Source organism: Croceitalea dokdonensis DOKDO 023, from assembly GCF_001306415.1.
Lineage (GTDB): Bacteria > Bacteroidota > Bacteroidia > Flavobacteriales > Flavobacteriaceae > Croceitalea > Croceitalea dokdonensis.
Genome location: NZ_LDJX01000002.1, coordinates 19871 through 40098, shown reverse-complemented (window position 1 = coordinate 40098; position 20228 = coordinate 19871). Strand labels below are relative to the sequence as shown.

General features: G+C 41.2%; 21 protein-coding genes. 15 read left to right on the top strand and 6 right to left on the bottom strand.

What is annotated here, in order from left to right:
- Positions 1 to 39 precede the first annotated feature (39 nt).
- Complete coding sequence (locus tag I595_RS03710) at positions 40 to 480, bottom strand: hypothetical protein (protein ID WP_054558073.1); 441 nt, start codon at positions 478 to 480, stop codon at positions 40 to 42.
- Positions 481 to 568: 88 nt separating this feature from the next.
- On the opposite strand from I595_RS03710, the gene rsgA reads away from it, so the two are divergent.
- From rsgA to I595_RS03650, 12 genes are all read left to right on the top strand, one after another.
- Entirely contained in the window at positions 569 to 1525 is a 957-nt protein-coding gene (rsgA, locus tag I595_RS03705; protein ID WP_054558072.1) for a ribosome small subunit-dependent GTPase A, read from the top strand.
- Positions 1522 to 1974 carry a D-aminoacyl-tRNA deacylase gene (gene dtd, locus I595_RS03700; RefSeq protein WP_054558071.1) on the top strand — a complete coding sequence of 151 codons (453 nt, stop codon included), beginning with the start codon at positions 1522 to 1524 and terminating at the stop codon, positions 1972 to 1974. The genes rsgA and dtd overlap by 4 nt, the downstream gene beginning before the upstream one ends.
- Before the next feature lie 79 nt (positions 1975 to 2053).
- Positions 2054 to 3952, top strand: coding sequence for a DUF3857 domain-containing protein (locus I595_RS03695; RefSeq protein WP_054558070.1), 1899 nt, complete (start codon positions 2054 to 2056; stop codon positions 3950 to 3952).
- Between the two features lie 2 nt (positions 3953 to 3954).
- Positions 3955 to 5931, top strand: coding sequence for a DUF3857 domain-containing protein (locus tag I595_RS03690; protein WP_083467488.1), 1977 nt, complete (start codon positions 3955 to 3957; stop codon positions 5929 to 5931).
- Positions 5897 to 6223, top strand: a complete 327-nt coding sequence (locus I595_RS03685) for a nucleotide pyrophosphohydrolase (protein WP_054558068.1) — start codon at positions 5897 to 5899, stop codon at positions 6221 to 6223. The genes I595_RS03690 and I595_RS03685 overlap by 35 nt, the downstream gene beginning before the upstream one ends.
- A gap of 42 nt (positions 6224 to 6265) precedes the next feature.
- Complete coding sequence (locus tag I595_RS03680; RefSeq protein WP_054558067.1) at positions 6266 to 7504, top strand: 3-phosphoshikimate 1-carboxyvinyltransferase; 1239 nt, start codon at positions 6266 to 6268, stop codon at positions 7502 to 7504.
- A gap of 76 nt (positions 7505 to 7580) precedes the next feature.
- Entirely contained in the window at positions 7581 to 8630 is a 1050-nt protein-coding gene (gene queA, locus I595_RS03675; RefSeq protein ID WP_054558066.1) for a tRNA preQ1(34) S-adenosylmethionine ribosyltransferase-isomerase QueA, read from the top strand.
- Between the two features lie 69 nt (positions 8631 to 8699).
- On the top strand, positions 8700 to 9740 hold the full coding sequence (gene rlmN / locus I595_RS03670) for a dual-specificity RNA methyltransferase RlmN (protein ID WP_054558065.1): 1041 nt from the start codon (positions 8700 to 8702) through the stop codon (positions 9738 to 9740).
- A 180-nt stretch (positions 9741 to 9920) separates the two neighbouring features.
- The gene (locus I595_RS03665; RefSeq protein WP_054558650.1) at positions 9921 to 10898 is read left to right on the top strand and encodes a polyprenyl synthetase family protein; all 978 of its coding nucleotides are present in this window, start codon (positions 9921 to 9923) and stop codon (positions 10896 to 10898) included.
- Between the two features lie 183 nt (positions 10899 to 11081).
- Entirely contained in the window at positions 11082 to 11651 is a 570-nt protein-coding gene (locus I595_RS03660) for an RNA polymerase sigma factor (RefSeq protein WP_054558064.1), read from the top strand.
- Between the two features lie 11 nt (positions 11652 to 11662).
- Complete coding sequence (locus I595_RS03655; RefSeq protein WP_054558063.1) at positions 11663 to 12394, top strand: hypothetical protein; 732 nt, start codon at positions 11663 to 11665, stop codon at positions 12392 to 12394.
- Between the two features lie 105 nt (positions 12395 to 12499).
- The gene (locus I595_RS03650; protein WP_054558062.1) at positions 12500 to 13582 is read left to right on the top strand and encodes a coiled-coil domain-containing protein; all 1083 of its coding nucleotides are present in this window, start codon (positions 12500 to 12502) and stop codon (positions 13580 to 13582) included.
- Between the two features lie 3 nt (positions 13583 to 13585).
- Here the strand turns inward: I595_RS03650 and I595_RS03645 are convergent, their stop codons facing one another.
- On the bottom strand, positions 13586 to 13837 hold the full coding sequence (locus tag I595_RS03645; RefSeq protein WP_054558061.1) for a zinc-ribbon domain-containing protein: 252 nt from the start codon (positions 13835 to 13837) through the stop codon (positions 13586 to 13588).
- A gap of 135 nt (positions 13838 to 13972) precedes the next feature.
- Between I595_RS03645 and dnaG the strand changes: the two genes are divergently transcribed.
- The gene (dnaG, locus tag I595_RS03640; protein WP_054558060.1) at positions 13973 to 15943 is read left to right on the top strand and encodes a DNA primase; all 1971 of its coding nucleotides are present in this window, start codon (positions 13973 to 13975) and stop codon (positions 15941 to 15943) included.
- A 48-nt stretch (positions 15944 to 15991) separates the two neighbouring features.
- On the opposite strand, the gene I595_RS03635 is transcribed toward dnaG, so the two are convergent.
- Together I595_RS03635 and nadE are read right to left on the bottom strand one after the other, a co-directional pair.
- Positions 15992 to 16621, bottom strand: a complete 630-nt coding sequence (locus I595_RS03635; RefSeq protein WP_054558059.1) for a response regulator — start codon at positions 16619 to 16621, stop codon at positions 15992 to 15994.
- A 163-nt stretch (positions 16622 to 16784) separates the two neighbouring features.
- Positions 16785 to 17582: an NAD(+) synthase gene (nadE, locus tag I595_RS03630; protein ID WP_054558649.1), complete on the bottom strand. Its 798-nt coding sequence runs from the start codon at positions 17580 to 17582 to the stop codon at positions 16785 to 16787.
- A gap of 171 nt (positions 17583 to 17753) precedes the next feature.
- Here nadE and gldB point away from each other — a divergent pair, with 171 nt between their 5' ends.
- The gene (gldB, locus tag I595_RS03625; RefSeq protein ID WP_083467487.1) at positions 17754 to 18728 is read left to right on the top strand and encodes a gliding motility lipoprotein GldB; all 975 of its coding nucleotides are present in this window, start codon (positions 17754 to 17756) and stop codon (positions 18726 to 18728) included.
- Positions 18728 to 19063: a gliding motility protein GldC gene (gene gldC / locus I595_RS03620; protein ID WP_054558058.1), complete on the top strand. Its 336-nt coding sequence runs from the start codon at positions 18728 to 18730 to the stop codon at positions 19061 to 19063. The genes gldB and gldC overlap by 1 nt, the downstream gene beginning before the upstream one ends.
- Before the next feature lie 90 nt (positions 19064 to 19153).
- Here gldC and I595_RS03615 read toward each other — a convergent pair whose 3' ends face one another.
- Entirely contained in the window at positions 19154 to 19759 is a 606-nt protein-coding gene (locus I595_RS03615; protein ID WP_054558057.1) for a DUF1287 domain-containing protein, read from the bottom strand.
- A complete protein-coding gene (locus I595_RS03610; RefSeq protein ID WP_054558056.1) occupies positions 19756 to 20214 on the bottom strand; it encodes a hypothetical protein in 459 nt (152 codons plus the stop codon). Before I595_RS03610 ends, I595_RS03615 begins: the two co-directional genes overlap by 4 nt.
- Positions 20215 to 20228 lie beyond the last annotated feature (14 nt).

Sequence of the window (20228 nt, the reverse complement as noted above, 5' to 3'; positions counted from 1 at the left end):
TATGCCTGGGCCTTTTTTTGGTGTCAAAAATAATAGGGGTTATTTCTTGAAAATATATCGGGTAATAAAAATACCATTACCATCCCCTTTGCCACTATCACCTTCAACAGCACTGGTTACAAAGGCCAGTTCCCATCCATTGGCGACCATATCATTGATCATGGAGGTTAACAAGGCATCGTTGGCGGCAATGTTCTGAAAACGGATGCCCGCAATATTATAAAAGTTCAACAATTTGGTTTCCTCAAAATTCTTCACCCTGATGTCCCCACGTTTGGATTTGTTTCTGGTGTTGTCCTCCTCCGTCTGTACGCTGGTATATTCCCTATAATCTTTGTCTTCCAAGGCATTGACGATTCTGGAACGACCAAGACCGTTGGGTACAATGGATTCTACACTGGTGATCACTTTAAATTGCTGTGCGTTGATTTCAGTAAATCCGACAACGGCCAAAATGGCAATAAACAATACTTTTTTCATAATTAAGGTCGATTAATTTCAGATGTTAGTCTGTTAGTACGTTTAAAAAAGGCAAATATTGTTTCTTTGTTACCATTAATTCAATCACGTGCTGGGAACTGTTTATAAATCTACCGGAAGTTGGTACACCGTTAAATCCGATGCAGGTGCATTTTATCAGTGCCGTATTAAGGGAAAGTTCCGGATAAAGGGTATAAAAAGCACCAATCCCATTGCTGTGGGTGATCGGGTGGATTTTCAACTGGAGAAGATTGGTGATGAAGAGGTAGGAATCATCTCTAAAATCCATGACCGTAGGAATTACATCATCAGAAAGTCTGTTAACCTTTCCAAACAAACCCACATTATAGCAGCTAACCTAGACCTGGTATTCTTGGTGGTTACCTTAAACAATCCAACCACGTATACCAGTTTTATAGACCGTTTTCTGGTTACCGCAGAGGCCTATGACATACCGGCCATTTTGTTGTTCAACAAGTTGGATAGCTATACATTGGAAGAACGCTCAGAGGTACATTATTTGTCAGACTTATATCAGAAAATAGGATATACCTGTATTCAAATCTCCGCCAAAACAGGAAAGAATATAGCAGAGGTAAAGACGCTAATGCAAGGCAAGACCAGTATGTTCTCCGGTAATTCCGGTGTTGGGAAATCTACCTTGGTCAATGCTATTGAAAATGGGCTGGACCTTAAAACCGCTGAAATTTCGGACCAACACTTGCAAGGGCAGCATACCACTACTTTTGCCGAAATGTATGATCTAAGTTTTGATGCAAGAATTATAGACACCCCAGGAATTAGGGGCTTTGGGGTCGTGGATATTGAAAAAGAAGAGTTAGGGGACTATTTTCCGGAGTTTTTCGCTTTAAAAACAGCTTGTAAATTCAACAATTGCCTGCATTTGGATGAGCCAAAATGTGCCGTAAAAAAAGCGCTGGATGATGATGGGGTTTCTTGGAGCAGGTACCGAAGTTATGCCCAAATGGCCTTGGGCGAGGATGAGAATTATCGGGTGGATATCCATAAAGACCATGGCGTATGAGGGTGGTAGCGCAACGGGTATCCAAAGCCACTGTAACCGTCGAAGGGAAACAGGTGGCAAACATAGGAGCTGGAGTTTTGCTCTTATTGGGGATTGAAACTTCTGACACTGCAGAGGACATTGCCTGGTTGGTGCATAAGATAGCCAATCTACGGATTTTTAATGATGATAAAGGGGTCATGAACCTATCGCTCTTAACCACAAAAGGGGAGGCTATTGTGGTGAGTCAGTTTACCTTGCATGCAAGCACCAAAAAAGGCAATAGGCCATCTTACATCAAGGCTGCCAAGCCAGATATTTCCCAACCTTTATATGTGGAATTTGTACACCAACTGGAACAGGTATTGGGTAAAAAAGTGGGGAAAGGGGTCTTTGGGGCAGACATGAAAGTGTCTCTTTTAAATGAAGGCCCGGTCACTATTTTAATAGATTCCAAAAATAGGGAGTAATGATTTTTGTCATGTTCTGGTCAATATTATTTAATAATATTTGCATTTTTACGTTGTGATATTGACCTAACCAACACGCATGCGTTTTTTTCTTTACTTTTTAATTTGTCCACTGTTTGTTGTGGCCCAAAGCCAGATTTACCCAGTAAGCAAGATTCCAGATTCCCTTTTAAATGATGCAGATATTGTTGTCCGCGAGGATTTTATGGACGTTGAGGTGTTTGCTTTGGATAAAATGAAAATAACGGTTCACCGCGTGGTCACCATTTTAAATGAAGATGGTGACTCTTACGGAACCCTCTCCGTGGGGTATGACAATGACCTTAAAATAAGGTCGGTCTCCGCTAAAATATTGAATGAACAAGGTGAGGAAATAGACCAAATCAAAAAAAATGATTTTAAGGATTTCTCTGCCGTTGATGGTATGTCCCTGTACACAGATAACCGGGTCTTGGCGTATCAGTATTTAATACAAGACTACCCGGTTACCATTGTATTTGATTATGAGATTGATACCAAGGACACCGGTGTTATACCTTCATGGGTTTTTATGCCCGGGTATAATGCCAGTGTGGAGCAAAGCAGGTATACGGTAAAATATCCCAATAACAAACTTAGACCTACTATTGTTGAAAGAAATTTGGGTTCGTTCATTCTTAAAAAAAGGGAAACAGAAGGCAGTTTTGCGTACCAAGCCCAGGGTTTAAAAGCTATGAAATATGAAAGTTTAAGTCCGTCTTTTGCCAAGACAGCTCCCCAACTAATGGTGCATATGCCCAATTTTAACTACAAAAGCGTACCTGGCTCCATATATACTTGGAAAGACGTTGGCCTTTGGATGAATGGGCTTTTGGAAGGTCAGGATGAGCTCTCTCCAGAGACCATTTCCACTGCTAAGCAATTAGTGACCAATGCCAAGGATACCCTGGAAAAGGCAAAGTTGATACATGCCTACGTACAAGAAAATACAAGATACATTAGCGTGCAGGTAGGTATTGGAGGTTTACAGCCCATTAGTGCCATTGAGGTAGATCGCGTAAAATATGGCGACTGTAAGGGGCTTACCAATTATACCATGGCTTTGCTTAAAGCGGTTGGGGTAAATTCCTATTATGTGGTGGTACAAGCCGGCAGGGACAAGGTTGATTTTTATGACGATTTTGCAGATTTGGGTCAGGGCAATCATGTGATTTTAACCATTCCGTACAACGGAAAATACTATTGGATAGATTGTACTTCCCAAGTGCACCCTTTTGGTTTTATAGGCGATTTTACGGATGACAGGCAAGTCTTGGTGGTAAAACCGGAAGGTGGCGAATTAATGAAAACGGAGGCTTATCTTAACGAGGACAACCTCCAGCTTACCAATGCTGAAGTTAAGCTGTTTAAAGACGGTTCCATGGATGCACAGCTTAACATAAAAACCACCGGTATCCAGTATGATCGACGTTTCTTTATAGAAAATGAAACCAAGGAAAACATAGAAAGATTTTATAAAAACTATTGGGGTTCCATTGGTAGTTTACGGGTGGAGAAGTTTGCTTTTCAAAACCAAAAAGATAGTGTGCTGTTCCAGGAAACGCTCCAGGTATCCGCTTTGGACTATGCTGCCAAAACCAATGACCAAATTATTTTTGCCCCAAATGTTTTCAACAATTCTGGCTATGTTCCCAAACGGTATCGCCATAGAAAATTGCCGTTTGAGGTACAGCGGGGCTACCTAGACGAGGATAATTATCTCATTAGCTATCCTGAGGGCTACAACGTGGAGAACTTGCCCCAACCTGTGCATATCCAAAGTAACTTTGGTGAATACCAAATGACTTATGAAGCTACTCAAGGAGGATTGCGTTTAAAAAGAAAGTTCTTGTTAAAGCAAGGATATTATCCTCCAGAGGAATATGAAAATTACAGGAAATTTAGAAGGCAGGTTGCCAAGACGGACAACACCAAAATTATAATAACCACAGACCAATAAGTATGTTACATCGTTTTTTTATTACCATAATGGGCGTATGCTCATTGGCCTTAGGGGCACAGGAAGTTAAATTTGGAGAAATCAATTTGGAAGATTTAAACGCTACGGAATATATAAATGATACCGAGGCCAATGCCGTAATTCTCTACAAGAAGGTAAATTCTTATTTTATTACCAACGGGGGAAATAGCCGTTTGGTCACCGAGGTACACGAAAGAATAAAGATATTTAACAAAGACGGTTTTGAGCATGCCACAAAGGAAATTTCCCTTTATAAAAACAGAAGCTCGGAGGAAACCGTAAGTAAACTAAAGGCCCTAACCTTTAATTTAATAGATGGTAAGGCCGTTGAAACCGAGTTGGACAAAGAGAATATTTTCAAAACAGAGGCTAGTTATTATTACAATAAAGTAAACTTTACCATGCCCAACGTCCAAGAAGGAAGTATACTGGACATTACATATCGTCTTAACTCACCTTTTATCTGGAATATAGATTCCTTTGTTTTTCAATATGAAATACCTGTAAAACAACTGGTTGCGGAAATTAGGACTCCAAAAGGATTTAATTTTAAGAAAACTCCCAAGGGTGAATTTTTTGTGTATCCAAAGGTGAGCACCGCCACTGACCATAGGATTGGGATGGACGTAGTTAAAACGGCCTATCACTTAAACAACGTCCCGGCATTAAAGGAGGAAAAATACGTGGACAATATTGATAATTATAGATCTGGCGTCCTTTTTGAGCTTGTTTCGGTGGACTTGCCAGGCTATTTTAGAAGTTACTCCCAAAGCTGGGCAGATGTTGCCAAAACCATCGGGAATACGGACGATTACAAAAACGAGTTGGACAAGACCCGTGCTTTTGATGACGAATTGGACGCCGTTCTCAGTGGTTTGCCATCCAAAAAAGATAAAATGGACGGGATTTTTAAGTACGTTAAGGACCAGCTCACTTGGAATGAAATGGATGGGAAGTACTTTTTTAACGGTCTAAAAAAAACGTGGAAAGAGAAAAAGGGAAACGCCGCGGATATCAACCTCTCATTGGTGGCCATGTTGCGTTACGCCGGGTTAAACGCCAACCCAGTGCTTATAAGTACCAAGGACAATAGGGTTCCTTATTTTCCTACGGTAGATGGGTTAAACTATGTTATTGCCTATGTGAAACTGGATGGTACGGATTATTTCCTGGATGCCACCCATGAATTTAGTGATGTAAATATATTGCCTATACGGGATTATAATTGGAGGGGTATCCTCATTAACAATCCAGATAAGGTATGGAGAATAGTAGATCTTAAGCAACCCAAAAAAGCGGTTAAAATGTTTGTTCTCGATGCCATTGTACATGATGATGGCACTACGGATGGTACGGTAAAGGCTAGGCTCTCCAACCATTTTGCCATGAATTTTAGGGAAGAATTTAAAAATTTGGACGAAGAGGAATACGTCGCCGATCTTGAGGTAAAATACGGTAATATTGAAATTTCCGAACATAGCGTCCAAAAACTAAAAGATTTTAAGGGAGGTGTTACGGAAGAGTTTAAGTTCTATGATGAAGAAGGGGCTGAGATGATGAATGGTAAACTTTTTCTAAAACCTTTGGAATTCCTTACCATGGAAGAAAATCCATTTAAAACGGAAAAAAGACAGTATCCCGTAGATTTTGGATTTCCTTTTAAAAATAGCTTTATGGTGAATTATACGCTGCCAGAAGGCTATACAGTGGAGTCTGTTCCGGAGGGTTTAAGGATGAAAATCCCCGGGGATTTGGGTACATTCACCTATATGGTAAAGGTAACAGCTTCCAAATTAAATATTTTGGTAAACTATGAAATAAACCAATCCATAGTGTATCCAGAAAATTATGATTTTTTAAAAGAATTTTACAAACAGATCATAACCAAAGAGGCAGAACCTTTAGTTTTGTCAAAAATCACCAATGGGAATTCACAAAGCACAACAGGCGGTAGATGATTGGATAAAGGAACATGGGGTTCGCTATTTTAACGAGCTCACCAACATGGCGCAGCTTACCGAGGAGGTGGGCGAAGTAGCCCGCATTGTTGCCAGAAGATATGGTGAGCAAAGTGAAAAACCTTCTGACAAGGACAAAGATCTTGGGGAGGAGCTGGCAGATGTGTTGTTTGTGGTGCTCTGTCTCGCCAACCAAACTGGGGTGGATTTACAAGAGTCGTTCAATAAAAAACTGGCCATTAAAACGGAACGGGACCATGACCGCCATCACAACAATGACAAATTAAAATAGGGTTATCTTTGAAGGCTTTTAACCAACCTTAAATCCGTTATTTTGAAGCTCCATTTATCCAAGCCTACAACCAACCTTATTTCTGCCGTTATTGCTATAACGGGTTCTAAAAGTGAGACCAACCGGTTATTGTTGTTGCAGGCACTATTTGCCAACATCAAACTTAAAAACCTTTCCAACTCTGATGACGCGGAGGTCATGAAGAAAGGATTGATGGTTTCCAATGGAGAGGTGGATATACACCATGCGGGTACCGCCATGCGTTTTTTAACCTCCTATTTTGCAGCTTCTGATGGGAAGGAAGTGGTGTTAACAGGTTCCGCAAGAATGAAAGAACGGCCCATAAAAATTTTGGTAGACGCTCTAAATAGTTTGGGCGCCCATATTTCTTATCTGGAAAACCAAGGATTTCCCCCCTTAAAAATCAGCGGTAGAAAATTAACGGCCTCAGAAGTAGAGCTACCCGCAAACATTAGTAGTCAGTATATTTCATCGCTTATGCTCATTGCTCCAAGTTTGGAAAATGGACTGACGATAAAACTACTGGGTAAGATCACCTCCGTACCTTACATTGAAATGACGTTGGGCCTCCTGAACCAAATTGGGGTGGCAACCAATTTTAAGGAGAACACCATTCACATCCAACCTTTAACCAACGCAGTGGACGCCACTATCGTGGTAGAATCTGACTGGAGTGCTGCAAGCTATTTTTATAGTTTGGTGGCGATGGCAGAAAAAGGGAGTGCAATTACGCTAACTTCCTATAAAAAGGATTCGCTACAAGGGGATAGTGCCTTAGTGGAAATTTATAAGAATTTTGGGGTATCAACGGAATTTGCCGCGCATGCCATCATCTTAAAAAAAGTCCAAAATCAGCTAATGGACCAGCTAAATCTAGATTTGGCCAATGCCCCGGATATTGCACAGACCATAGCGGTAACCTGCTTTGGTCTAGGGTTGGGCTGTCATTTAACGGGGCTTCATACCTTGCCCATTAAAGAAACAGACCGTTTAGCGGCCATGAAAACCGAACTGGAAAAGGTAGGTGCCTCCGTAGCTATTGGACCAGATAACTTAAGCTTGGCAAAGGGCGGTCAGGTCATTGGTGGAGCTACTATTGATACCTATAATGATCATAGAATGGCCATGGCCTTTGCCCCGCTTTGCTTAAAAACCAATCTGTCTATAAACGATGCAGGGGTGGTCTCCAAATCCTACCCTGACTTTTGGGAGGATTTGAAAAAGGTAGGTTTGGTCATTAAACACGAAGGGGAGAATTAAATTGGTCTTTTACTTGACAACCCCTATCCCCAGATTGTATATTTGCCACCTTTGATAAAAAACCAAAAACTTCCTCATGAAATTATCCAATTTTAATTTTGAGCTTCCAAAGGAGTTGTTAGCGGAGTATCCTGCAGAAAATAGGGATGAATCCAAATTAATGGTCATTCACCGAGAAACCGGTAAGATTGAGCATAAAATGTTCAAGGATTTGATTAATTATTTTGATGAGGGTGATGTCATGGTACTCAACAATACCAAGGTTTTTCCGGCACGTCTGTTTGGAAACAAAGAGAAAACAGGTGCCCGTATAGAGGTGTTCCTTTTGCGGGAGTTAAATGAGGAACAACGTCTTTGGGACGTTTTGGTAGACCCTGCCAGAAAAATTAGAATAGGGAACAAGCTCTATTTTGGGGATGATGAAGATTTAGTGGCAGAAGTTATAGACAATACTACATCTAGAGGTAGGACGCTCAGATTTCTGTACGATGGTTCTTATACGGACTTTCGCAGAAAATTACGTCAGTTGGGAGAAACCCCTCTTCCAAAATACATAAAAAGGGAGGTGATGCCAGAGGATGAGGAACGCTACCAGACCATTTATGCCAAACATGAAGGTGCAGTAGCGGCGCCAACCGCGGGTCTACATTTTTCCAAACACCTCCTAAAAAGATTAGAGATCAAGGGGATTGACTTTGCCGAGGTAACCCTCCATATTGGACTTGGCACCTTTAATCCGGTGGAAGTGGAAGACCTATCCAAGCATAAAATGGATAGTGAGGAGCTTACCATTGAGGAGAAGGCAACCGAAATTGTCAATAACGCCAAAAAGAACAAAAAACGCATTTGTGCCGTAGGGACTACGGTAATGCGTGGCTTGGAAAGTGCAGTATCCTCTGACCATCAATTGAATACGTTTGAGGGGTGGACCAACAAGTTTATTTTCCCTCCTTATGACTTTAGTATTGCCAATTGCATGGTCACCAACTTTCACTTGCCAAAATCAACCTTGTTGATGATGATATCGGCGTTCATGGGCCATGATTTAATGAAAAAAGCCTACAAACAAGCCATTCTAGAACAATATCGTTTTTATTCTTATGGCGATGCAATGCTGATTTTGTAGGAAAAAACTTGGAATTAAAGAAAATCCCGGTGCTATATCGGGATTTTTTTATGCCTTACCTTTGTAACTATGGGGGTCAGTAAACGGGATATAAGGGCTTTTACCAAAGAACAGCTCAGAACTTTTTTTGAGGAAAAAGGGGAAAAGGCCTTCCGGGGCAATCAGGTATATGAGTGGTTGTGGCAAAAAAGTGCACACTCTTTTGAAGGGATGACCAATTTGTCCAAAGAGGTCCGGCGAATGCTGGAAGACAACTTTGTCATTAACCATATAAAGGTAGACCAAATGCAACGTAGCAAGGACGGTACTATTAAAAACGCCGTTCGTTTGCATGATGGGTTGGTGGTGGAATCCGTATTGATACCCACGGCAACCAGGACTACCGCCTGTGTCTCCAGCCAGGTAGGGTGTAGTTTGGACTGTAAATTCTGTGCCACCTCAAGGTTAAAACGGATGCGCAATTTAAATCCCGATGAAATATACGATCAGGTGGTCGCCATTGATAATGAAAGTAGGCTATATTTTGATAGGCCCTTGAGCAACATTGTTTTTATGGGCATGGGAGAACCTTTGATGAATTATAACAATGTTTTAAAGGCCATTGAAAAAATCACTTCTCCGGAAGGTTTGGGCATGTCTGCCAAGCGCATTACGGTTTCAACCTCCGGGGTGCCAAAAATGATAAAGAAAATGGCAGATGGGAACGTAAAGTTTAACCTAGCGGTGTCCTTACACTCCGCTATAGATGATATTAGAACTTCTATAATGCCCTTTAATGCCCATTTTCCGCTACAGGATTTAAGGGAGGCACTGCAGTATTGGTATGATAGGACCAAAAATCGCATCACCTATGAATATGTGGTCTGGCAGGGTATCAACGACACTAGAAAAGATGTGGATGCCTTAGTGAAATTTTGCCGTTTTGCGCCCTCCAAGGTGAATATCATAGAGTACAACCCCATTGATGACGGAGCGTTTCAGCAAGCAGACAGTGATGCCATAGATTTGTATAAAAACGTATTGGAATCCAACGGTATCACGGTAACCGTCCGTCGTTCCCGCGGAAAGGATATTGATGCGGCGTGCGGGCAATTGGCCAATAAGGCTTAGACCAACCCTTTGGATGGAGACCATCTTGCTTGGTGTCCAATGCCCACCCTTTAAAATTGGACGTAGCCCTATACCCTTGGTCTGGGTATTTGGCCAATTATCCTAAAACTGTCCAAGTATCCCTTTTAAATAGCCCTTTTTAGCTACTTTTGAAAGGCTTAAAAAATGAAGCGAAGTCTATTGAAAATAACGGCACAAATACGGGAACCTATAGAAAGGGAAATGGAGCTTTTTGAGGCAAAATTTCGTGAGTCCATGTCTTCCAAAGTGGCACTTTTTAACCGTATCACGTACTACATTGTCAACCGAAAAGGCAAGCAAATGCGGCCTATGTTTGTGTTTTTAACGGCAAAATTGCTTAACAACGGAGAGGTAAATGAGCGCACCTACACCGGAGCATCCATTATAGAATTGATTCATACGGCAAGTCTGGTCCATGATGATGTAGTGGACGATAGCTATAAAAGACGGGGTTTCTTCTCTGTTAATGCCCTATGGAAGAATAAGATTGCCGTTTTAGTTGGGGATTTTTTGTTCTCCAAAGGATTGTTGACAGCCTTGGATAAAAAGGATTACGACCTATTACATATTATCTCAGAATCCGTAAGGGCCATGAGCGAAGGAGAATTGCTGCAGATAGAGAAGGCCAGGAAGTTGGACATCACAGAGGAAATTTATTATGAGATCATTCGCCAAAAAACAGCACGTTTAATTGCTTCTTGCTGCAGTATGGGTGCCGCCTCGGTAAAACCAAATTCTGAGGAAGTAGAGAAATTCAGAAAATTTGGGGAACTCTGCGGAATGGCCTTTCAGATAAAGGACGACCTCTTTGACTACGGAAATCAGCGTATCGGAAAACCAACAGGTATCGATATCAAAGAACAAAAGATGACGCTCCCATTGATCTATGCACTTAACAACAGTCCCCAGGAGAAAAAGCGCTGGTTGATCAATTCCATAAAAAATCATAATACCGATAAGAAAAGGGTAAAAGAGGTCATTGCGTATGTAAAACAGGCCAAAGGTCTGGATTACGCTGTGGAAAAAATGCTCTCTTTTAAAGATGAGGCCTTGGACATCTTGGGGGAATATCCAGATTCCCCATATAAGGATTCCCTTATTCTTATGGTGAATTATGTGGTAGACCGGGAAAAATAACCATTATTCCGTGGCATGCCCTTAAAAGCTTGGTCAAGACCATCCATTTTTACTTTTTTTTAAATAAATGGGAATCAATTAGTTAAAATTATTTTTTCAATTTTATGAAGAAATAGTAGATGCTGGGCAACCCTTTTGGATGGATTTGCGTCTTTACTTATAGAAACCAAATAAAAAACTCCGTTGAAAATAGTTTCATTTTATAAAAATGAAAAGCAACTGCTAAAGAAGGCAAAAGCTAATAACCGGCAAGCGCAACAGCTGTTGTATGAAACGTATGCGCCTAAAATGCTGAGTGTGTGCAGGCAATATATCAAAGATGTACATTTTGCGGAGGACGTTATGGTCAACGGTTTTGTAAAGGTGTTTACCTATCTGCACAGTTTTGAAGAACGTGGAAGTTTAGAAGGATGGATCAGGAAAATCATGGTCAGGGAAAGTATTTCCTACATAAGAAAAAAACAATTTGTTGTTTTTGACGATGAGGTTTTGGACAACCATCAGTCACCGCTAATGCAAACGGAAACCGAGGTGGATGTTGATAGGGTACAGGGCGTGATTGATAGACTTCCAGAAGGCTATAAGATGGTGTTTGTGCTATATGCGGTAGAGGGATATAAGCATCATGAAATTGCGGACATGTTAAACATTACCGAAGGGACGTCCAAGTCCCAATTGTTCAAGGCAAGGAAAATGCTCCAAGAGCAATTAAAAACCTTACAGCTGGTGAACACAAAACAAAAGACAAATTAAGACATCTTGTTATGGACAAGTTTGAAAAACATATTAAAACGGCCCTGGAAGGTAGAAGGATAGCCCCTTCCGCAAAGGCTTGGGAAAAGATTGCTGAACAATTGGAACCTGAGGAAAAGAAAGAAAATAAAGCTTGGTTCTTGTGGTCTGCTGCCGCTGCCGCCGTTCTCGTTTTTATGGTGTCTACACTGTTTTTCCAAAAAGAGACAGTAAATGTGGAACCCAATCAACCCGTAGTTGTTAAGGGCAAACCAGCAGCAGCTCCGGATGTTGATAAAACCAAGACGCCATCTGGAATCCCTTTTGAAAGACCACCGTTGGATCTTGTTAAAAGTTTGGAAGTGATAACCGAGCAGGATTTTAATGAAGAGGTGGTTGCCGCTACCGACAATTTAGAAGAGCCCAGCCCCAATCCGGAAACTTTTGATAGTACTCTAGCGGAGGAAGCTGTATTAACGGAAACGGTAATTCAGAAAAAGGTAAATGCCATTGTTAAAGAAGTGATGGATTTGGAAGGAAAGAACATTCAGGTAACGGATGCAGAAGTAGAAAGCTTGCTTTTAAAGGCCCAAGGAGAGCTGCTTATGGAAAACGTAGTGAAAACAGATGGTAGGGTAGATGCCATGGCACTGCTTATGGAAGTAGAGGATGAGTTGGACAGGACTGTCCGTGGGCAATTGTTTGAGAAATTAAAGGAGAGTTATTTTAAAGTAAGGCTGGCTATGGCAGAACGCAATAAGTAGTCATTATTTTCAATCATATAGTTTATTCATCAATCACCGTTCATTTGGCACGGCCCAGCTATTTTAGCTGGGGTATGCCAGACCGGACATTAATCAAACATCATCATGAAAAAAATTTCAACTTTTATTGTTATCGCTTTATTGAGTTTGTTTGTGCAGCATGCCACTGCCCAAGAAGAAGAGTACCAACAGCGCGTAGAAGTTTTAAAGAAACAAAAAGAGCGTATCACGGCCCAAGAGAAAGATGCCTTGAAAACTGAAGTGGAAAAAATTAATCAACGAGTCAAAAGGGGCACCCTTACCGAGGCACAGGCAAAAATATTGAAGGAAGAAGCGGCAAAAAAGAGGGCGTTAAACATAGAGGATCGTATTGCCATAATCAATAACCGTATTGCCCTTTTGGAAAGAAACGAGGGAGTAATAATGGATTTGGACACGTTAGATTATTTGAGCAGAATAGAGATAGGATTTGGATCAAGGGAGGGTAGCGGCGATAGGACTTTTGGCATCCTTCTTAAAAATAATGAGAATAGATTACCACCAAAATATGATAAGAGAACTTTCTCTGATGGCGTTTTGGCGTTTGGACTTAATAATGCTATAATCCAAGGATCATCCTTGGGAGATTCACCCTACAAGATTGGGGGTAGCCGCTTTGTGGAATTGGGGTGGCAATGGCGTACAAGATTGTTCAAGAATACCAACTTTGTGAGGCTAAACTATGGTTTTTCCTTTCAGTTTAATGCCCTAAAACCAAATGACAACCAATTTTTTGTGGAAAATGGGGGCCAGACGGAGCTGCAAGTGTTTCCACTGGAATTGGATCGTTCTAAATTTAGGAGGGATAATTTGGTCTTCCCTATACATTTTGAGTTTGGTCCTTCTAGGGTCAAGGAAACAGATAAAACCATAAGGTATAACATAGACCGTAGTTTCCGATTTGGTATTGGGGGCTATGGAGGCTTTAATATGAGCACGCGCCAAAAACTAAAGTATCAGGACAATGGGGAACGTATCAAGGAAAAAATCAAAAGGGATTACAATACATCAGAATTAATTTACGGTCTTAGTGCCTACGCTGGTTTTGGTGGCACCCAACTGTATGTTAAATACGATTTAAATCCCATCTTTGAAAATGCTGCGGTAGACCAGCGCAACATTTCACTTGGGCTTCGGTTTGACCTATAGACCTTAAGGATGGTTTTGATGTAATGCACGTTGCATTGGGGCATCAAAATCTTCCGCATCAAAATGCTTTTTACAATGGGAACATGCCGCATAGCGGGATGTTCCTATTTTTATAATAGGTAACCAGAAAACGTGGATGTAATTGGCCTGCTCTACTACCGTAAGCGTGCCTACTTGTTCACAAAAATTACAGCTTACATGCCGTAGTTGGGTGGTCCTTTTTTTTCCCGGTCTTGTGCCAAAGAAAAGAATCATAACACGCTTTTTTCAAAAATAAAAAATAATCCTTTGTCTCTCTTTGGTTGGCGTAATGATGCGGTTAATTTTCCATATTTTTGAAAGTTCCAGTGCAACATTTACCTTATTTTGGCCTACGGCCATCACAGCTATATGATTTCAAAAAACACCATAGACCAAGTGTATGAAATTTCCCGCGTGGAAGAGGTCATCGGTGATTTTGTGCAATTAAAAAAATCAGGATCTAACTATAAGGGGCTTAGTCCGTTCAGTGATGAACGTACCCCAAGCTTTATGGTATCTCCCGTGAAGCAGATTTGGAAGGATTTTAGTAGCGGAAAAGGTGGGAACGCAGTAGCGTTTTTGATGGAACATGAGCATTTTAGTTACCCGGAGGCCATTAGGTACTTGGCAAAAAAGTACAATATTGAGATTGAGGAAACGGAGCGTACGGACGAAGAAAAAGAGCAGGCCAATGAACGTGAGAGCATGTACTTGGTATCCGAATATGCATCTAATTATTTCATTAAAACTTTGTGGGAGAGTGAGTTGGGAAAGGCTATAGGGTTGTCCTATTTTAAAGAAAGGGGCTTTTCGGATGATACCATTAAAAAATTTCAATTAGGATACAATCCAGACCAATGGGATGCTTTTACCGCAACAGCTATCCAAGACAAATACCAATTGGAGTATCTGTCCAAAACTGGGCTTACTATAGTAAAAGAACAGCCAGGTGGCCCTCCGCGCACTTTTGACCGATTCAAAGGAAGGGTCATGTTTCCCATACACTCCATGAGTGGCCGGGTGCTGGGCTTTGGTGGCCGGATACTTACCAATGATAAAAAGGCGGCCAAATACTTAAATTCCCCAGAAAGTGATATTTACCACAAGAGCAAAGTATTGTATGGTATTTATTATGCCAAAAAAGCCATTGCCAAAGAGGATAACTGTTATCTGGTGGAGGGTTATACGGATGTTATCCAGATGCACCAAAAGGGCATTGAAAATGTGGTGGCTTCCAGCGGAACTGCCCTTACCCCAGAGCAGATAAGGCTCATCAACAGGCTTACCAAGAATATTACGGTACTCTTTGATGGAGATGCCGCCGGCTTGCGTGCCTCCCTCAGGGGTATTGATTTGATATTGGAACAGGGCATGAACGTTAAAGTCTGCACCTTTCCAGAAGGTGAGGACCCGGATAGTTTCTCCAAGAACAACCCTTATGAAGATGTGGTGCACTACTTGGAACAAAACGCCAAGGATTTTATACAGTTTAAGACGTCACTATTGGCGCAAGAAGCGGCGGATGATCCTATTAAACGAGCGGATACGGTTCGTGATATCGTCCATAGCATAGCTAAAATCCCTGATAGGATACAAAAGGAAATCTATATTCAGGAATGTGCCAAGATTATGCAGATTTCAGAAGAGGTATTGTACAACACCTTGGCGCAAATAGATAAAAAAACAGTTCAAGAAGCGACCAAAAAGAACCAACAAGCGCAAAAGGCCTTTGAAGTGGTGAAAGACCAAGAGGTCATAGAAAAGGTGGACGTCCAGTTTCAATTAGAACGCAAAATCATAGAACTGCTCTTGCTCTATGGCAGTCAAAAGGAAAGTTTTGAAGACTTGGTACTCAAGGAAAATGAAGAGGGGGATTTGGAATTGCAGCCAGAAATCGTAGAGGCAAAGGTCTATGAAAAGATTTATTTGGATCTTCAAGAAGATGAAATTGAGCTTTCAAATGAACAATTTAGGCAAATCTATTACCAACTTATGGAAAGGCTTAATGCCTCGGAGGAGTTTTCGGTACAGACCATGTTTACGGAAATGGAGCATGGTATGGCGCAAGAGGTTTCCAGTATTTTAATGGAGGAAGAACGTTATGTGCTCCATAATTGGGAAAGAAAGGATATTTATCCAAAGGATAAAAAAGTAGGGGTGGCTCAGTTGGTTGGAGAAACCATTTTAACACTTCGTTGCCACTTGATCAAAAGCAGAATCCTTCAGCTGCAACAAGAAACGGTAGACCAGCAGGAAAATAAGGAGATTCTGGAAGAAATCATGAACTACCTTCAATTAAATAAACTCCTAAACGCTAAACTTAATCGGGTTTTGGCATAAAAAAATCCCCAGTTGTAATGGGGATTTTAAGTGTACTTTAAAACTATTTTAATATAGTTCCAATGCCTTTGCCTGCTGTAGCAAATCTACAAGGTTGTCTACATTAAGCTTTCTCATTAAGCGGGCTTTGTAAGTGCTTACTGTTTTCTCATTGAGGTTTAGTCCCTCTGCCACCTCTTTATTGCGTTTGCCACTGGCCAGAAGCTTTAACACCTCTACCTCGCGGGTAGATAGTTTTCTAAAGAAACGCCTTGGCTTTTGGGTGCCCTCATCAAATGCCAAACGTTGGGCCAATTCATTGGTGATAAACATATTGCCTTCGGCCACTTTTTTGATGGCAGAGATAATATAGTCTACGTCCGCAGTTTTGGAAAGGTATCCAAAGGCACCGGCGCGTATGGTACTTAATGCGTAAACATCCTCGGATTGTCCGCTGTACATGAGTACCTTGGTATCTGGGTACTCCTGTTTAATTTTACGAAGTGTGGCAATTCCGTTGATTTCCGGGATGTCCATTTCCAACATTACCACATCTGGGGTAACCTTGTCCAACGCTTCAAAAAGTTCTGTTGTGGTAGAGGCATCACCGATTACCTTAAGCTCGGATGTGCTGTTTAATACTTGTTTAATACCTAGTCTGACAATGGGGTGGCTGTCAGCGATTAATACATGGATCATGTCTGTAGTTTTACTTAATTAGTGGTTCAAAATTGTGTTTAGTACTTAAATCCTTACAAAGGATGCAAGGCAAGGTAACAATTTTATGTTACAAATGTGAGGTATTTTGATGAAAACCACAGAAAATGTAAGGTTTTATTCGACTTAATCACTTTATTCACGGTCAATCGGTAACTTTTAGGGAATCAGGTATTTCACAAATTGGTATAGGCACCATTTTGTGTTTATTGGCGGTATTGAACCTTTTATAGATTTTAAAGACCTCTTTTTTTCTGTCAGAAAAGTCTTCAACTTTTTTTCCTTGATCGTCCATCTGCATGGCCCATTCCAATTCTGGATAACTTGCTCCAATCTGATCTTCATCGGTTCTGCTGTCCCCCCATAGCCCGTCTGTGGGCGCTGCATCTATGATTTCTTGGTTTACGCCAAGGACGCGACCAAGTTCCCAAACTTCCGTCTTAACCAAATCCGCAATCGGGCTTAAATCTACCCCGCCATCTCCATACTTTGTATAAAAGCCCACCCCAAAGTCTTCTACCTTGTTACCCGTGCCCGCAACAAGGTACCCTTTGAGTGCGGCAAAATAATATAGAGAGGTCATCCGTAAGCGGGCTCGCGTATTGGCTAGGGACATAAAGCGGTCCTCTTCCTGTTCCACCTCTGGAAAAGCTTTGACCAACGCGTCAAAAACTGGGGTAAGCTCCACCTTCTGCCTTTTAACATTCCCAAAGTTGTTCATGAGCCAATCAATATGGTTATCCGCTCTGGTCACTTGGTTTTTTCCTTGGTGAATGGGCATTTCAAGACAAAGCAGGTCCAAGCCCGTCCTTGCACATAAGGTTGAGGTCACGGCAGAGTCTATACCTCCGGAAATTCCAATGACAAATCCCTTACAATTTGCGTTTGTGGCATAGGTTTTTAACCAGTTGGTAATATGGTCAATGACTTTTTGTGTTTGCATAGCGTTTTTTTTTGCGTTCATAACAATCGGTAACTAAACGGGTAGCATAATTTGGATACAGGTATTGGTTTTTAAGTCGACTTCTGTTGTAAGTCTTTTTGTCCCTGCGGCCATTACACCCAAAAAAAATTACCTTTGCACCTTGTAAATTTAAATGCTGCAATTCGAAAAATGAAGGTGAAGCCCATATTCTTTTTGGCAACGGTGTGTTTTTTTAGTCTTTTTGGTTGTAAAGATGCTTCAAAACTGGAGTCCGTGATTGCTAACATACCGCTAGATTTGGAGGTAGAGCGATTTGACAGAAAGTTTGCCGAGGCAGATGTCAAAGCCATTCCACAGCTTAAACGATCTTATCCCTATCTATTTCCGGAGCAATATCCAGATAGTCTTTGGGTGGCCAAAAAGAACGATACCATCCAGAAAGAGCTATTTAACGAAGTACATGTTGTTTTTGGTGATTTTAAGACTGAAACTGCGGATATCGCATCACTCTTTAAACATATCACCTATTATTTTCCCAATTTTAAAGTGCCCAAGGTGGTTACCCTAACATCTGATGTGGAATATGAAAGTCGCATCATCCTTACTGATACCTTGCTTTTGATTGGGTTGGACAATTATCTTGGTGCGGACCATAGGTTTTACCGGAGTTTTTCGGCCTACATTGCCCGGCAGCTAGACAAGAGGTACCTTACATCCGATATTGCAGGTGCTTTTGCCAAAGCGGTAAACGCCTATCCAAAAAATAGGACTTTTCTTTCCAAAATGCTCTATTACGGAAAGGAACTCTATCTCAAAGACTTGCTTCTTCCGCAAACGGAAACTTACCAACGTATTAACTTTACGGAAGAGGAATACGCATGGGCCGTTGCCAATGAATCCCAAATTTGGCGTTATTTTATTGAAAGGGAATTGCTTTACAGTACAGAGACAAAATTGGAAAAACGTTTTTTGGACCCAGCTCCATTTTCAAAGTTTGGCCTAGAAGAAATAGATAACGAATCCCCTGGACGCATAGGACGTTTTATGGGTTGGCAAATTGTAAGGAGCTATATGGAGAAAAATCCTGACACCCCATTGGTAGAGTTATTGGATTTACCTGCGGATGAGCTCTTTAAAAAATCTAATTATAAACCAAAGAAATAATGCCAGTAGCACATACCTCAGAAATTAAGTTAAAAGTAGGCCTAGATGAGAACCGGGTGCCAGAAGAATTGCATTGGTCTGCAGAAGATGGCGGCATTGACAATGAAGAGGCCAAGGCCATGATGCTCTCCGTTTGGGACAGCAAGAACCAAGAATCTTTAAAAATTGACCTTTGGACCAAAGATATGCCAGTAGATGAGATGAAAATCTTTTTTCACCAGACCTTGGTCACCATGGCGGACACCTTTATGAAGGCCACCCAAGATGAGAAAATGACGGCGACCATGAGGGATTTCTGTGACTATTTTGCTGAAAAGTTAGCGCTTAAAAAATAGATATTTACTAGATGTACAGTTTACAATTCTTCCCAATTACCGGCAATTGGGAATGTTTCAACGTAAAAACCAAGGTTTTTCTGTAGTACCTTATTTTTTATAGCGGTAATGCCCAATGACCTTAAAATTGAACAGAAAGTCTTCTGTAACCTGCCCCGCACCAATATTGTGAATAATTAAGTACCGTGTTCCCGCTGGATTTTTCTTATTGGATACCAATCCAATATGGGTTACGGCCCCTCCCAAATTCCAGCAGACAATATCGCCCGGGGTATAAAGCTCCGCTTTTTTGGTTATGGGGAGTATGGTTCCATGGCGCTCAAAAAACACCATAAGGTTTGGTACCCGCCGATGGTCAATATTTTTGTCCGGACCCCTTAAGCCCCAGATTTTGGGATATTTGCCAAAGTTATCCTTCATGTCCTCATGCACTTCTTGTTGGAGGTCGACACCTAATTTTCTATACGCCCTGATGATTACGTCCGTACAAACTCCTTTGCTCTTTGGTACATCCCCGTTGGGATAAGGAATGGAGAAATAGGCAGGGTCATAGGATACCCTGTCATAGGTTAGTGTAAGTGCAGAATCCGCCAGTTGTTCATAAAATTGGGCATGGCCAATTAAGCCACCCAAGAATACATATAAGGTTAAAAACGATAATCGATAACTTTTTATGGTTGGGTAAATGGTTATCATCTATCTAACGCTCTTTTTTCTTCCATGGAAAGTGCTAGGTCCTCAATGATTTTTTCTTTTTTAGGGCGAATGGAAAACAAGTAAAGAGCCAAAGCCCCTCCAATGGTTAGAAAAAGCAGATTTCCAGTCATCCCAAACCATAGAATATTAAGAAGCGCAGGACCTTCTACCAAAGTATATTGTATGATGGAGGCCGTTTGGAAACCTATTAATTTTTCTGATAGGGATTTTTTGTCCTTCAATGGGAGTATGAGTTTCCTAGATATGACCTTACTAGCAAAATAACCGGCCAGCCCAAACATGGGAAAGACATAGACAAAAACATCATTTGCTCCACCGTTGGTATCTATCGCTGTATTTAGAAAATAGAAAACCCCTAAGAGCAATGGGCTTGCCAAGAGTACTAAATGAATGGTTTTTAGCCTCCTTAAAAATGTATTTGGGTTTGTGGACATATGGTTTTTAACCC

Bases quoted from the DNA above. Each gene is read 5' to 3' on its own strand.
- gldB (WP_083467487.1), top strand. From the start codon at position 17,754: ATGAAGGTGAAGCCCATATTCTTTTTGGCAACGGTGTGTTTTTTTAGT.
- I595_RS03710 (WP_054558073.1), bottom strand. From the start codon at position 480: ATGAAAAAAGTATTGTTTATTGCCATTTTGGCCGTTGTCGGATTTACT.
- I595_RS03685 (WP_054558068.1), top strand. From the start codon at position 5,897: ATGGGAATTCACAAAGCACAACAGGCGGTAGATGATTGGATAAAGGAA.
- I595_RS03695 (WP_054558070.1), top strand. From the start codon at position 2,054: ATGCGTTTTTTTCTTTACTTTTTAATTTGTCCACTGTTTGTTGTGGCC.
- nadE (WP_054558649.1), bottom strand. From the start codon at position 17,582: ATGCAAACACAAAAAGTCATTGACCATATTACCAACTGGTTAAAAACC.
- rlmN (WP_054558065.1), top strand. From the start codon at position 8,700: ATGGGGGTCAGTAAACGGGATATAAGGGCTTTTACCAAAGAACAGCTC.
- I595_RS03610 (WP_054558056.1), bottom strand. From the start codon at position 20,214: ATGTCCACAAACCCAAATACATTTTTAAGGAGGCTAAAAACCATTCAT.
- I595_RS03635 (WP_054558059.1), bottom strand. From the start codon at position 16,621: ATGATCCATGTATTAATCGCTGACAGCCACCCCATTGTCAGACTAGGT.
- dtd (WP_054558071.1), top strand. From the start codon at position 1,522: ATGAGGGTGGTAGCGCAACGGGTATCCAAAGCCACTGTAACCGTCGAA.
- gldC (WP_054558058.1), top strand. From the start codon at position 18,728: ATGCCAGTAGCACATACCTCAGAAATTAAGTTAAAAGTAGGCCTAGAT.
- I595_RS03690 (WP_083467488.1), top strand. From the start codon at position 3,955: ATGTTACATCGTTTTTTTATTACCATAATGGGCGTATGCTCATTGGCC.
- I595_RS03650 (WP_054558062.1), top strand. From the start codon at position 12,500: ATGAAAAAAATTTCAACTTTTATTGTTATCGCTTTATTGAGTTTGTTT.
- dnaG (WP_054558060.1), top strand. From the start codon at position 13,973: ATGATTTCAAAAAACACCATAGACCAAGTGTATGAAATTTCCCGCGTG.
- queA (WP_054558066.1), top strand. From the start codon at position 7,581: ATGAAATTATCCAATTTTAATTTTGAGCTTCCAAAGGAGTTGTTAGCG.
- I595_RS03655 (WP_054558063.1), top strand. From the start codon at position 11,663: ATGGACAAGTTTGAAAAACATATTAAAACGGCCCTGGAAGGTAGAAGG.
- I595_RS03615 (WP_054558057.1), bottom strand. From the start codon at position 19,759: ATGATAACCATTTACCCAACCATAAAAAGTTATCGATTATCGTTTTTA.
- I595_RS03645 (WP_054558061.1), bottom strand. From the start codon at position 13,837: ATGATTCTTTTCTTTGGCACAAGACCGGGAAAAAAAAGGACCACCCAA.